Raw genomic sequence first — 13,929 nt, 5'->3', positions numbered from 1 at the left:
GCCCCAAAAGATTAAATTACAATAAACTTTTTTGGATTTTACTCTTAAATTTAAACCCTAGCATCAACCTTTTTGTAAAATTTATCCCTCTCATCTATCTTTTCTATATTTTTTAGATCGTTTTCAAGGTAGCTAATATTATAAATTTCTCTTGCGGATATGCTTTTGCCGCTATTTAGGCTGATTAAAAATTTACTTTCAAATTTATTTGATAAGTTAATGATAGCGATCGCACCAGCATCTTTTAAGCTTACGATCTTGCCACTTTGCATGACGCCGATATCTTTGAAATTTAGGCTATTTAGCTGTGCATTGTCCATCTTTTTTGCATCTAAATTTACGCTAGTTTTTAGCTCGCTTGGCGTATTTAGCTTGCCAGTGTCATTGTAAAGCTCATTTACGTCTAGTTCTCTGCCACTATCAAATTTTAGCCTTATCGTTCCATCTTGATTTAGCTTCATAGCTATGACGCTATCGCTATCTCGTAGTGCGGTGGCAGCTGTGGCTTCATTTGTAGTAAAAGCATTTTTTACCTTTTTTAGATTTGAGATGCTAAAATCAAGCCCAGTTGCTTGCTTAAATTCATTTTCCATTGCGATCATCTTAGCGGATTTTGTATTTTCAAGCTTTGATATGTAAGCGTCCGCATTTTTGTCAAATTTTTTTAAATTAGCACTAAGATTTTCTATCATCTTTTTATGCGCATCAAGCTCAGTGTTGTAGTCACTATAAAATTTCATAAAACTATCTTTTTGAAATTTTGTGTATGAGAAATTTTCATCTTGTTTATGCTCTTTGCTTGGCTCGATGATCGGGTTAAACTCGCTTAGTCTTGCGCTCTCATCAAAGCCTATTTTTGTGTAAGCGAAATTTTTAAAAGAGCTATCCTTGCCAAAGATGTTATTGTGTCTTAGATCGACCCAGCCGTCATTTTGAGCATATTTTTTAAAGAAATTATTTATATCATTTTTGCCTATCTTTTCATATCTATTTTCTGCAGCAAACAAGGTATTTGGATCTGAGGCGTAGTAGGAGTGTCTGTGATCGATCTCTTTTGTATCTACGTAAAGATCGGGACTATTTGTGATTATTGCTTTATGGTTTAGCTCTTCTCTTGCTATTTGGTTGTGATTTATGACATTTGTGCTTATAAACTGCCTAAGATCAACTCTAGCCGTGATGTCACTTAAATTTGCTATTTTTTCATTTCCGTCTTTGTCATATCCTCTTACTTTTAGCTTGTCAAAGAGTATATCTTTTTGATCTAACGTGCCGTCATTATTGCTATCAAAGCTAAAAAGTGCGCTATTGTTTTTTAACTTTCCAACGCCTAGTTCATCGTTATCGCCATAAATATCTAAAAAGACTTCCACTTCGCCATAATTTGTCTTTAGAGTGTTTGAGTAGGCGTAGTCGTTTAAATTTTTAAATTTTGTATTTTCTAAGTAGCCACTTTTTAAGACAGGTAGCATGGTGGTGTCATCTGTGGCATTTATATTTTTAAAGTAGGCGTTTTTGCTAAAGCCATTAGAAAGTTCGTCTGAGTAAATTTTATTGTTGCTGTTTATTAAATTTTGCGAGTAATCTTTTAAAATTTCTTCTGCTTTTTGTATTGCTAGATGTTTGTTGTATTCTTTTATATCAGCCTCAGTTATGTAGATGGTATCTGTTTTATTTGCTTCATAAAGCTCGTTAAACTGGCTTAAATTTACTTTTGAACTATTTTGATCGCCATAATTTAAAAATCTTTTGGAGAGATTTTGCAAATCATTTAAATTTATAAAATCATACTTTTGCAGTGCAACATTCATCTAAAATCCTTTTAAAGATGTTGCCCTTAATATCGGCTAAATTTATAAAATGTTTAAGCTTATAATGGTGCCCGAGGTCGGACTCGAACCGACACAAGGTTGCCCTTACCAGATTTTGAGTCTGGCGCGTCTACCAGTTTCACCACTCGGGCTAAGTTAAGATTGAATTTTTAGATTTGTGAGAAGAAAGAAAAAGGGGAGACTTGCTCCCCGAAAAAGAAAATTATTTCTTTTTACCTTTTTTAGCAGCGCCAGCAGCAACTGCTTCTTTAAGTTTTTTGCCAACTTTGAATTTGACTGCTTTGCTAGCAGGAACGTCGATCACTTTCTTAGTTCCAGGAACTCTAGCTTTCCTTGCAGCTCTGTCAGCAGTACCGAAAGTACCAAAGCCTATAAAGCTAATTGTATCGCCTTTTTCAAGAACCGCTTGGATTGTTTCCAAAGTAGCATCAACAACTTTTAGAGTATCTTTTTTTGAAAGACCAGCCTTATCGGCAACCGCTTGAATAAATTCAGCTTTTTTCATGAACCATCCTTTTAAGAAGTTATGCGGCAATTCTACACTCTTTTAAAAAAAAATACAATACTTTTTCCCTAAATTTAGCTCTTTTTTTGCATTTTTTTAGTAAAAAAGACCAAATTTTGAACTTTCACTCGCAAATTTCAAACGTAAGCTCGTTTTTTAGCCCTATCTTTTTCATATCTACAAGCTTTAAATTTTCAAAATTTAGAGCCATTAGCTCATCTTTGTTTATCACTTTAGCATTTGCGATCTGGCGCAAAACCTCACCTCTATATGCTTTTGCATGGTGGCTTAATATCTTTTTGTTTTTTAAAAAACAAAATGTCGTAAATTCTTTCTTTATCACATAAAATTTCTCATAAAATTTAGCCCTAAGATCTAAAATTTCATCATTTTCTAAAAAGCTATCGACTGCCTTGCTAAAATTTTGCTCATAAAATTTACAAATATCAAAGCCAGCTAGCTTTTCGCCTTGCTTTAGTTTGTACTCAGCTATCTCATTTTTTGCCAAAATTGGCCCAAATAAATTTGAAAATATCAAAACATTATTATCTATATATTTTTGAGCCTCAACGCTTAGTCCGCGGTAGTTTAGGTGCTTATAGGCAACGCCGTCATATCTTAAGATAGCTTTTATACTACCTTTTTTAGATAGACTTTCTCGCAGTTGCTCGCTGTCCTCAAGCTCTTTTAGTCCAAAAAGCTTTTTTATCTCGTCTAAATTTGCACTTTTTAAAAACTCATCATATCTTTTTAAAATTTCAGCCCTTTTGTCAAAAAGCTCAGAAAATATCAAATTTTTACCATCAAATTTATCATTTGTATTTAGAGAAATTTTGCTTTCGCTTGGTGAGAAGAGTATTTTTAACCCCATTTTCTTTCCTATTTTATATATGTAAATTTTGGCAGATTATACAATAAAACTTTTTTGCACTAAAAAAAATCAAATTTTCACCGATATATCACAAAGCGGAATTATTCTTGCTTAGAGTGAATAAAAATTTAGGGAAAAATTATGAGAATTACAAATCAACTACGTTTTAGTCAGACTTTGCACGACTATCAAAAAAATATGGTTGGCGTAAATAAAAGCTACCAGCAGCTCTCAAACGGACTTAAAATACAAGATCCATACGACGGTGCTGCAGTTTATAACGATGCTATGAGGCTTGATTATGAAGCGACCACTCTCACTCAAGTGGCTGATGCTACCGGTAAGTCAGTAAATTTTGCGAAAAATACGGACAATGCGCTGAAAGAATTTGAAAAACAGCTTGAAAATTTTAAAACAAAAGTCGTTCAAGCAGCCAGCGACGTGCATAGCACAACATCTCTTGAAGCTTTAGCAAACGACCTTCAGGGCATCAAAAATCACCTTGTAAATATCGCAAATACCTCTATAAATGGGCAGTTTTTATTCTCAGGTAGTGCTGTGGATACTAAGCCGATCGATGGCTCAGGTAAATATCAAGGCAACCGCGACTATATGAAAACTTCAGCCGGTGCGCAGGTTGAGCTACCTTACAATATCCCGGGATTTGATCTATTTTTAGGAAAAGACGGTGACTACAACAAAATTTTAACAACAAACGTGATGCTGGCTGATCAAACTAGAACCGACATCTCCTATGCGCCAAAATATCTTGATGAAAATAGCAAGATAAAAAATATGATCGGTCTAAACTACGCAAGCGACTCAGTCGTGGGCAGTGACGGCTCTTATAAAGGCACGATCGAGCCTGATTTCGACTTTTTGGATACTTCAAATGTAAATTTTCCTGACACATACTTTTTTATGCAGGGCAAAAAGCCAGACGGCACGACATTTACAAGTAAATTTAAGATGAGTGCCGATACATCAATGGCTGGTTTGATGGAGAAGATCGGTATGGAATTTGGCAACACAAAGACGACAAAAGTTGTCGATGTAAGCATAAATAACGACGGACAATTTAACATAAAAGACCTCACAAAAGGCAATCAAACGATAGACTTTCACATGGTTGCAGCTACTTCTGTGGCGGCAAATCGTGGTGCGATAGCTCCAAATAATACACTTGATACGATAAATTCGCTACAAAGTCTTGAAAATATGGCAAATGCTGTGCCAAAAACTATCCATATCACTGAATTTACAAAGAGCAAATATCTTGATAAAGATGGAAATTTAACAAACGCCTTTGACTATGACAAGGTTAGATTTGAGCGAAAGGACAATGAGCTAATCGCAAATTTACCTCAAGTTGCTAGAAGAACGGGCGAGTTTGCAACCGATCAGACAAAGCTAAGCGAGGTTTCAGGCACAAAAGAGAGCTACAATAGAAATTTATACCCAAGAGATGTCGATGCTAGAAAGAGGGAACTTTTTAATATCGATGGACAAGAGATAGGTATTCAAGTAAAATCAATTACCGGCACAATGTATGACATCAAAGTAAAAATGGGCGAAGCAGGCGGTATAAACACCCCAGTGCAGTTTGAAATAAAATCAACAACAGCTGCTGGTGCGGTTACAGGACCTAGAACTTTATCAGTTTATAACTCAGATGAATTTGGTGAGTATAGAACATATGCTAGCGATTTTACATATCGCCAGCTAATGGATATCGTCGCGATGGCAGCAAGCGACAATATACCTAACCCACCTGTTGGTCCAGAAAATGCGAATTTTGATACAGACGCAGAAAAAGTAGATAGAAAGCGAAACCATGATGCCTATAAGGAGGCTATTGACAAAACAAGAGGTGCAGTAGAGGTAAATTTAGACGATCGTGGCAGGATGGTGCTAACTGACAAGACAAAATCAGTCACAAACATCGAAGTTACTATGTATGACGCAAAAAATGGCGATAAATTTGACGGAGATAGCACCGGTATGGACACAGCAGGCAATGCAAGTCACCCTCAAGGCAAGGGCTCAGTATTTAGCTTTAACGAAAACAATGCTTTAACTATCGATGAGCCAAGCACAAGTGTCTTTCAAGACCTTGATGATATGATATTTGCCGTTAGAAATGGCTACTATAGAGCAGACGCTAACAATCACGACCCACGAAATACAGGCATGCAAGGCGCTTTAAAAAGGCTAGATCACTTGGTGGATCATGCAAATAAAGAGCTTACAAAGATCGGCTCTCAAACAAAGCTACTAACTGCTACAAATCAGCGTGCAGAGGTCATGAAAGTAAATGTACTAACTGTTAAAAATGACGTCATAGACGCAGACTATGCAGAGTCATACCTTAAATTTACGCAGCTTTCACTCTCATATCAAGCTACTCTTCAAGCAAGCGCTAAGATAAATCAACTAAGCTTGCTAAACTACCTAAACTAAAATGATAAATCAGCAGGCCAAGCTTGCTGATTTTTTAAAAATTAAACTCAAGCGTGCTATAATAAGCCTTTTTAACAAAAGGATCTAAAATTTTAAGACATATATTATTTACTATTTTTGTTTGTTTTTTTATATATTTTGGTATCGCTACGGCTGCTCCGACTGCTGATTTTGTAGGCTCACTTGGACAAAGCCTTGGCGTTTTTAATATTAAATATTTTGGCCTTATAGCCTATGTTTATCCATTTTTGCTTATCGTTTTGGGCTATTTTGTATATAAAAATTTTAAGAAATTTGACTTTGATTTTGCCCAGTTTGTGGTTGGGATTTTTCTATTTTTTATCGCATTTTTGATGTTTCAAGCGCTAACCACATCTGGAGCAAATAGCGGCGTGATAGGTGGCTTTATAGTCTCAGCGCTAAAAGAAGTCATCGGCGCTATCGGCACTGCGGTTGCTATACTTATGATATTTATCATCTCGCTTGGACTTGCTTTTAGGGAGAATTTCATCATCGTTTTAAGAAAGGCTTTTGTGGATAAAGAGCCAAATGGCTATGAAGAAAAAAGCACAAGCGTAAAAGAGGTAAGGGCAAGGCAGATACCAAAGATAGAGCGCAAAAAGCCAAAAGCTGAAGAGATAAAAGAAGAAGAGCTTATAGATGCTCAGGTGCTAAATGATGATGAGCCAAATTTAGAGAGCGAGCCAGAGCCAGAGATGGAGCCGACACAAGAGAGCAGACCTGCAACTATAAGTGGGGTTGAAATTTTAAATGAAGTGGCTGAAAACAAAAAACTTCTTGATCAGATAGAGCGTGGCAAGGTCGAAAAGCCAAAAGACTTTGTCTTGCCACCGCTTAAATTTCTAAACGACCCTCCAAAGCGCTCGCACAATATAAATGAAGCCGAGATCGACCAGCAAATTTCAAATTTACTCGACAAACTGCGTAAATTTAAGATAGATGGCGACGTGGTGCGAACCTACACTGGCCCTATCGTTACGACATTTGAATTTCGCCCAGCCCCACACATCAAGGTTAGTAAAATTCTCACTTTACAAGATGACCTAGCCATGGCGCTAAAGGCGCAAACTATCCGTATCCAAGCGCCGATCCCTGGTAAAGATGTCGTTGGCATCGAAGTACCAAATCAAAATTTAGAGACGATCTATCTAAAAGAAATTTTAGAAAGCGAAGTCTTTAAAAATGCAAGCAGTCCGCTAACTATGGCTCTTGGTAAAGATATCGTGGGCGCTCCTTTTGTAACCGACCTTAAAAAGCTTCCACATTTGCTGATTGCTGGCACAACAGGATCAGGCAAAAGTGTGGGCATAAATGCGATGCTTTTAAGTTTGCTTTATAGAAATAGCCCACAAACTTTGCGCCTAATGATGATAGATCCAAAGATGCTTGAATTTAGCATATATAACGACATTCCACACCTTTTAACGCCGGTTATCACGGAGGCTAAAAAGGCAATCACAGCGCTTTCAAACATGGTCGCTGAGATGGAGCGAAGATACAAAATAATGAGTCAAACTCGCACAAAAAACATAGAGAGCTACAACGAAAAGATGAAGAGTGAAGGTGGCGAGCAGTTTCCATACATCGTCGTGATCATCGATGAGCTAGCCGATCTTATGATGACTAGTGGTAAAGACGTGGAGCTTTATATAGGACGCCTAGCGCAGATGGCAAGGGCTAGTGGCATACACTTGATAGTAGCGACCCAGCGCCCAAGTGTCGACGTCGTGACTGGCCTTATAAAGGCAAATTTACCAAGCAGGATAAGCTACAGAGTAGGGCAGAGGATAGATAGTAAGGTCATCCTTGATCAAATGGGAGCTGAGAGCTTGCTAGGACGCGGGGATATGCTATTTACGCCTCCTGGAAGCCCTGGCGTGATCAGGCTGCATGCACCATTTGCGAGTGAAAAAGAGATAGAAACAATCGTAAATTTCTTAAAAGAGCAACAAGATGTGATTTACGATGAGAAATTTCTAGCAGAAGAGGGCTCTAGCGCAGGCTCGGCTGCTGGTGCGCTAGGCGAAGATGAGCTTGACGAGCTTTATGAAGAGGCAAAAGAGATCATCTTAAGTGAGCAAAAAACATCGATCAGCTATTTACAAAGACGCCTAAAAATAGGCTACAACAAAGCTGCAAATATAATCGAGCAGATGGAAAAAATGGGCGTTTTAAGCCCTGTAAATGCAAAGGGCCAGAGGGAAATTTTGGTCTGAATTTATATGGCAATGTAAATATAAAAGAATAAAAATGTTTAAATTTGGAGTTATCATTTGTATTCTTTTTACACTAAATTTCTGCTTTGCTAAAGATCTTAATGCGAGTAACGTAGAGAAAAACTCAACATCTATGCTAAAAACTCTAAAGCAGATGGACATACCTTTTTCTGGCAATGAGTATGAGATAGAGAATTTATCCAAACTAGATGATAAGATGCTATATGTTTTTGTGCTAGATGGAAAAGATTTTAAGCTTGTAAGGTATTTTAGTAGTGATAACAATGGTCCTATGCCAGAGTATATAGTGCAAATGGACTTTATAAATCATAGGCTAGAGAAAAGTGCAAATTTGCTCTACCAGGGCAATGAAGAGTATAAGAGATACGAAGAGTGTATAGAAAAGTACAGATCTTTTGATGATGCGCAAGAAAAGGATGATTATGATGCAATATTGATTAGAAAAACTTACGAGCTAAAAACGCAAAAAATTCTACTCTCAGAAGTTAAAAAGGTTGATTATATAGATGGTCGTTGGCTGGATGATTTGCAAAATTCAAAAGAGTTAGTAAAAATTTTGAAGATTGATTTTTGGGGTGATGAATATCTGGGCGATAATGCAGATGAACTTGCTAGATGTGTCGCGGATAAGATATAAGAAGCCTTGTGCTAATTTTTAATTGACAATGAAAGTTTGTAAATTAAAGCTATCGTTAAAAATTTAAAAATAGCTAAAAACATTTAAAAATACTTAAACTATTTATGAAGCAAATCTGTATAACGTTCTAATTGATACATAAAAGAGTTTTATCGTAACTACAAAAAAGTAGCGCTCTTGGCTCCAACGAAATAAATTTAACGCTTTAATAATTTATGATAACTGCAAAGACTTACCACTTGATAAGTGTCCTATAACTCACCTAAATCACGATACTGCAAATCGTATGTGGTGGGCTGTGAGAAACCATCTTGGATATTTAGGGACTAGCAACACTCACGGACTTTACGTATTACGCCATACAGTGGCTTCTAGGTTAGTGAGTTTGAAGGGATTTAATGCACATAAACTGATGGCTTTTATGGGTCACACAGATATTAAAAGTAGCCTGCATTACGTGCATCTAAATGTTGATGATATACGTGATGGTGTAGGAGTTGGTGCTTAGTTAAAAGATGGTAAAAGTCCTTGGTATTTGGTTGCGGAGGACGGATTTGAACCGCCGACCTTCGGGTTATGAGCCCGACGAGCTACCACTGCTCTACTCCGCGATAAGAGTTATTTGGGATTTTTAAAAGTGGATGGGGTAAGAGGATTCGAACCTCTGAATGACTGGACCAAAACCAGTTGCCTTACCGCTTGGCGATACCCCAATGTTTTTAAGAGTTGTAATTATATAGACTTTAATGCCATTTGTCAAGCTTTTTTAAAAAAATATGCAAAAATATTTTATTTTTCAAAGTAGCTTTTTAAAAATTTAAAAATAAATAAAATACTTTTGTAGCGTATAAAATTTAACTATAACTTTTAAAACCCATGCGAAAATTTACATGGGTTTACCTATTTTTATGCCAAAAGTTCTTTTGCGATCATACTTATGCGTTTTGCTTCAGCACTCGCTCCGATCTCATCTTTTGCCATTTTCATCACAGCGCCTAAATTTTTACCAACCTTTTCAATGATACTTTTTATCTTCTCTTTTAGTTCATCATCACTTAGCTGAGCTGGTAGATATGCCTTGATCAGCTCGATCTCGCTCTGCTCTTTTTTGGCTAGGTCCTCTCTTGCTCCCTTTAGATAGAGCTCAACCGAGTCAGCTCTCTTTTTGATCTCTTTTTGAAGTAGTGGGAGCACGACCTCGTCGGTCATCTCGATCCTTTGATCGACTTCGACCTGCTTAAGTGCTGCATTTAGCGTCCTTAAAGTGTCTCTTTTAAACTCATCTTTTGCTTTCATAGCCTCTTTTATGTCGGCTAAAATTTGCTCTCTTATGCTCATTTTCTCTCCTTTAAATTTTTGAAATAATAACTAAAATTTTGTGATAATTTCTTGAAATATGCCTTTTAAATAAGCCGCCCCAACGCCCTCTCTAAGCCCATCGTCTATTACTATAAATTTAGCTTCTTGCCCGTTTAGTAGCTCCTTTAAAAGCAGCGTTCCAGCGATGAGCGGATACTTTCTACTTCTTCCAACCGCCACGTCAGCGCTTTTGTCATCCATCTTTAAAAGCTCATTTACAAACCAAGCAAGATCGTCATTTTTAAGCTCATATCCACTCACTTTTTTTGGATCATAGCTCTCGTAGTTTAGCCCAAGTTTTAGCGCTGCGATAGTAGTTGGCACGCCAGAAGTTAGTACGATAAGTCTATTGTCAAGGCTTGTTAAAAATTCCCTTGCCTCTTTTGTATAAATTTTTGCATTTTCTTGCATCAGATCAAGCATTTTAAACCTCTCGTAAAAGGTGATGATGCCAAATTTAAAGCTTATAAATTTTTCCTCTTCGCCTATCTCTGAGCTTGCACCGCCGATGTCGATGATGCTAAATTTATCATTTATGCCAAGCTTTTTTAAGGCATTTTGCACGCCTAAAAATGTAAGTTTTGCTTCAGCTTGTCCGTTAATGATATGAAAATTTATGCCAAATTTATCTCTTATCTCGCTAAAAATTTCTTCGCTATTTGATGCCACTCTAAAAGCCTCAGTTGCGACTGCCACGCATTTAAATTTAGTAAAGTCAAATTTGCTTTTAGCCTCCGCTATCGCTTCAAAAAGCCTATTTTTAGCCTCAAAGCCTATCTTGCCACTTTCGTTTAAGCCCCTTGCAGCCCCAACTATCTTTTCATAAATTTGCTCGTTGCTAAAGCCATTTTGCACCTTTTTTATAAGTGCCACGCGAAAGGTGTTTGAGCCAAGATCGATCGCTATAACCAAAATTTATCCTTAATATTTTTGCCAAATTCTAACATATGATAATTTAGTATCATTTAAAGTGAGAAAATTCTAAAAACTTTAATAATTTTCAAGATATAATTTTGCCAAAAACTCTTACAAGGGGGCTTGATTGCTTCGAGATAACTTCTTGGCGTTAGTTATTTTTGCGATTTGCAGCGTTGGATTTTTCGTTTGGGGCTATCAATACATCCCGACAAATAACTACTTTTTATTCTTGATCGCTGGTATGTTTGGTCTTTTTATGGCGTTTAATATCGGTGGAAATGACGTTGCAAACAGCTTTGGTACAAGCGTCGGCGCAAAAACACTCACACTAAAACAAGCTCTCGTCATCGCAGCCATTTTTGAGCTTAGCGGCGCGATATTTGCAGGGTCTGAGGTTACTAATACTATTAGAAACGAGATCGTGAAATTTCCAAGCGATCTAAACCCAATGAAATTTGTCATCATCATGATCTCAGCTCTTCTTAGCTCAGGTCTTTGGCTATTTTACGCGTCCAAAAAAGGTCTGCCAGTCTCGACCACTCACTCGATAGTTGGTGGCATCGTTGGCGCAGGACTTGCTATGGGATTTATGATAAAAGATCCTGAGCCATTTAATATGGTCTCTTGGGGCGAGATCGGCAGGATCGCCGTTAGCTGGGTCATCTCGCCACTGCTTGGCGGCGTGATGTCTTACATTATATTTGGCTATGTAAAAAGCAAAATAATCGAGCCAACGCACGAGTTAAAGACAAATTTAAAAGCGCTAAAAGCTGAGAGAAAAGCCTATAAAGAAAGCTTTATAAAAGCGCTTAAAACAAAGCCAGCTGAGGAGCAAATAGCCACTCTTTCAAAGATCGCAGTTATCGATGAGGACGAGATCGAAACCACTGAATACAGCGAGTACCGCTCAAAAATTCGCATCATGAAAGATAGCGAAAAAGAGATAGATACCTTTAAAGCGATGAAAAAGCACATCCCGATCATTGCTGGATTTGCCGCGATGGTCATCTCATCGATGATGCTTTTTAAAGGGCTTGAGCATATAAATTTAGCCTTTAGTATCATCCAAACAGTCTGGATCATCTTTGTTATCGGAGCTCTGGCGTATCTTGCAAGCCTTGCTATCATCAATGTCATGAGCAAAAACGACAGTGAAAAGAGCATTAATAGAATTTTCTCATGGTTTCAAATTTTTACCGCTTCATCTTTTGCATTTTCACACGGTGCAAACGACATCGCAAACGCAGTTGGACCATTTGCAGCTGTGCTTGACGTGCTAAAAACTGGCTCTATAAATGAAAGCTCGCCGATACCAAGTATCGCAATGGTAACATTTGGCATCTCACTTGTCGTTGGACTTTGGTTTTTAGGCAAAGAGGTGATCACTACTATCGGCTCAAAACTAGCTGAAATTTTACCTACGACTGGCTTTAGCGCGGAGCTTGCCTCAAGTATCGTCATACTTCTAGCTACAAAGCTTGGTATACCAGTTAGCTCGACGCATATCCTAATAGGCGCGGTTTTGGGCATTGGCATCGTAAATAAAAATGCAAACTGGAAAATGGTAAGACCTATCATCCTAGCTTGGCTCATCACGCTTCCAGCAGCTGCTATCTCATCGGCTATATTTTACTTTGCCCTTGCTAAATTTCTAGGCGTTTAGAAAAACACTTTGCTTGTAAATTTAAAATTTGCAAGCAAATTTCATTTAAACTAAAATTTCTAATTTCTACGGATAAAAACTATCAGAAAAATAAAATTTTACTTACATTATTTAATAGATTAATTTATTAAAGATTAATCAATTTAGGCTAAAATACGACCATTTCAACAAAAGGACAGCTATGAAAAAAGATGTAAAAAAAGTTGTTTTAGCATACTCAGGCGGACTTGACACAAGTATTATTTTAAAGTGGCTCCAAGATGAATACAAATGTGAAGTAGTCACATTTACAGCTGACATAGGTCAAGGCGAAGAGCTAGAGCCTGCACGCAAAAAAGCCCTAGCGCTTGGCGTGAAACCTGAAAATATTTTTATAGAAGATTTAAGAGAAGAATTTGTACGTGATTATGTATTTCCAATGTTTAGAGCAAATGCCATCTATGAGGGCGAATATCTACTTGGCACATCGATCGCGCGCCCACTTATAGCAAAACGCCAAAGCGAGATCGCAAGACTTGTTGGCGCTGATGGTGTGAGCCACGGAGCAACAGGCAAAGGCAACGACCAAGTTCGCTTTGAGCTCGGCTACCATGCGCTTGGCGACAATCTAACTATCATCGCCCCATGGCGTGAGTGGGATCTAAACAGCCGTGAAAAGCTCTTAGCATACGCTGAGAAAAACGGCATAGATATCACTAAAAAACCAGGCAAAAGCCCATATTCAATGGACGCAAATTTACTCCACATAAGCTACGAAGGTCTAGTGCTTGAAGACCCAAGCCACGCACCAGAAGATGATATGTGGAGATGGACAGTAAGTCCAAAAGATGCTCCAGATAAGAGTGAGATCATCGAGATAGGCTATGAAAAAGGCGATCCAGTTAGTATAAATGGCAAAAAGATGAGCCCAGCTGAAATTTTAACCGAGCTAAACCGCCTTGGCGCAAAACATGGCATCGGCAGACTTGACATCGTAGAAAACCGCTCAGTTGGTATGAAGAGCCGTGGCTGCTACGAAACTCCTGGTGGCACGATAATGCTAAAAGCTCATAGAGCGATCGAGAGTATCACGCTTGACCGCGGTGCAGCTCACTTAAAAGATGAGATCATGCCAAAATACGCCGAGCTAGTTTACAACGGCTACTGGTGGTCACCTGAGCGAAATATGCTCCAAGCACTCATCGACAAGAGCCAAGAGCACGTAAATGGCTCTGTAAAAGTTGAGCTTTATAAAGGCAATGTGATCATCCTTGGCAGAAGTAGCAAAAATGATAATCTATTTAGCGAGGCATACTGCACGTTTGAAGAAGATAGCGTTTATGACCAAAAAGATGCGGAAGGATTTATCAAACTAAATGCGCTTCGTTTCATCATCGCACGCAAAAATGGGCGAAAATTTGACTAAAAATAAAATTTAAAAGGATAA

Annotated in this window: 11 protein-coding genes and 3 tRNA genes; 6 read left to right on the top strand and 8 right to left on the bottom strand. The window is 37.8% G+C overall.

The genetic code is table 11. From position 1 onward, the window contains the following. Positions 1 to 50 precede the first annotated feature (50 nt). From F3G91_RS00640 to F3G91_RS00625, 4 genes are all read right to left on the bottom strand, one after another. A complete protein-coding gene (locus F3G91_RS00640) occupies positions 51 to 1,811 on the bottom strand; it encodes a response regulator (RefSeq protein ID WP_149700383.1) in 1,761 nt (586 codons plus the stop codon). A gap of 65 nt (positions 1,812 to 1,876) precedes the next feature. Next, positions 1,877 to 1,963, bottom strand: a tRNA-Leu gene (locus F3G91_RS00635). Between the two features lie 71 nt (positions 1,964 to 2,034). Beyond that, complete coding sequence (locus tag F3G91_RS00630; RefSeq protein ID WP_012001719.1) at positions 2,035 to 2,337, bottom strand: HU family DNA-binding protein; 303 nt, start codon at positions 2,335 to 2,337, stop codon at positions 2,035 to 2,037. Between the two features lie 124 nt (positions 2,338 to 2,461). Beyond that, positions 2,462 to 3,208: a YaaA family protein gene (locus F3G91_RS00625; protein WP_149700382.1), complete on the bottom strand. Its 747-nt coding sequence runs from the start codon at positions 3,206 to 3,208 to the stop codon at positions 2,462 to 2,464. A gap of 141 nt (positions 3,209 to 3,349) precedes the next feature. Here F3G91_RS00625 and F3G91_RS00620 point away from each other — a divergent pair, with 141 nt between their 5' ends. The 4 genes from F3G91_RS00620 (at position 3,350) to F3G91_RS10650 (ending at position 9,071) form a co-directional block, all read left to right on the top strand. Further along, entirely contained in the window at positions 3,350 to 5,668 is a 2,319-nt protein-coding gene (locus F3G91_RS00620) for a flagellin N-terminal helical domain-containing protein (RefSeq protein WP_149700381.1), read from the top strand. 89 nt (positions 5,669 to 5,757) lie between these two features. Next, positions 5,758 to 7,905 (top strand): FtsK/SpoIIIE family DNA translocase, encoded by a 2,148-nt coding sequence (locus F3G91_RS00615; RefSeq protein WP_411160727.1) that lies wholly within the window; start codon positions 5,758 to 5,760, stop codon positions 7,903 to 7,905. 34 nt (positions 7,906 to 7,939) lie between these two features. Then, a complete protein-coding gene (locus tag F3G91_RS00610) occupies positions 7,940 to 8,563 on the top strand; it encodes a hypothetical protein (RefSeq protein ID WP_149700379.1) in 624 nt (207 codons plus the stop codon). A 208-nt stretch (positions 8,564 to 8,771) separates the two neighbouring features. After that, entirely contained in the window at positions 8,772 to 9,071 is a 300-nt protein-coding gene (locus tag F3G91_RS10650) for a tyrosine-type recombinase/integrase (protein WP_411160726.1), read from the top strand. A 28-nt stretch (positions 9,072 to 9,099) separates the two neighbouring features. Here F3G91_RS10650 and F3G91_RS00600 read toward each other — a convergent pair. From F3G91_RS00600 to F3G91_RS00585, 4 genes are all read right to left on the bottom strand, one after another. Beyond that, positions 9,100 to 9,174 (bottom strand) — tRNA-Met (locus F3G91_RS00600). 27 nt (positions 9,175 to 9,201) lie between these two features. Further along, positions 9,202 to 9,276 (bottom strand) — tRNA-Gln (locus F3G91_RS00595). A gap of 193 nt (positions 9,277 to 9,469) precedes the next feature. Beyond that, entirely contained in the window at positions 9,470 to 9,901 is a 432-nt protein-coding gene (locus tag F3G91_RS00590) for a GatB/YqeY domain-containing protein (RefSeq protein ID WP_009293851.1), read from the bottom strand. Between the two features lie 30 nt (positions 9,902 to 9,931). Beyond that, positions 9,932 to 10,834 (bottom strand): Ppx/GppA phosphatase family protein, encoded by a 903-nt coding sequence (locus F3G91_RS00585; protein WP_149700378.1) that lies wholly within the window; start codon positions 10,832 to 10,834, stop codon positions 9,932 to 9,934. A 130-nt stretch (positions 10,835 to 10,964) separates the two neighbouring features. Here F3G91_RS00585 and F3G91_RS00580 point away from each other — a divergent pair, with 130 nt between their 5' ends. Both F3G91_RS00580 and F3G91_RS00575 read left to right on the top strand, forming a co-directional pair. Then, positions 10,965 to 12,503 (top strand): inorganic phosphate transporter, encoded by a 1,539-nt coding sequence (locus tag F3G91_RS00580; RefSeq protein ID WP_021086805.1) that lies wholly within the window; start codon positions 10,965 to 10,967, stop codon positions 12,501 to 12,503. 181 nt (positions 12,504 to 12,684) lie between these two features. Further along, entirely contained in the window at positions 12,685 to 13,908 is a 1,224-nt protein-coding gene (locus F3G91_RS00575) for an argininosuccinate synthase (protein WP_149700377.1), read from the top strand. Positions 13,909 to 13,929: the final 21 nt, after the last annotated feature.

It is taken from the genome of Campylobacter concisus, from assembly GCF_902460715.1.
GTDB classification, from domain to species: Bacteria; Campylobacterota; Campylobacteria; order Campylobacterales; family Campylobacteraceae; genus Campylobacter_A; species Campylobacter_A concisus_AK.
Note: the sequence above shows the minus strand (reverse complement) of the source record. Positions and strands in the feature narration are given on the sequence as shown.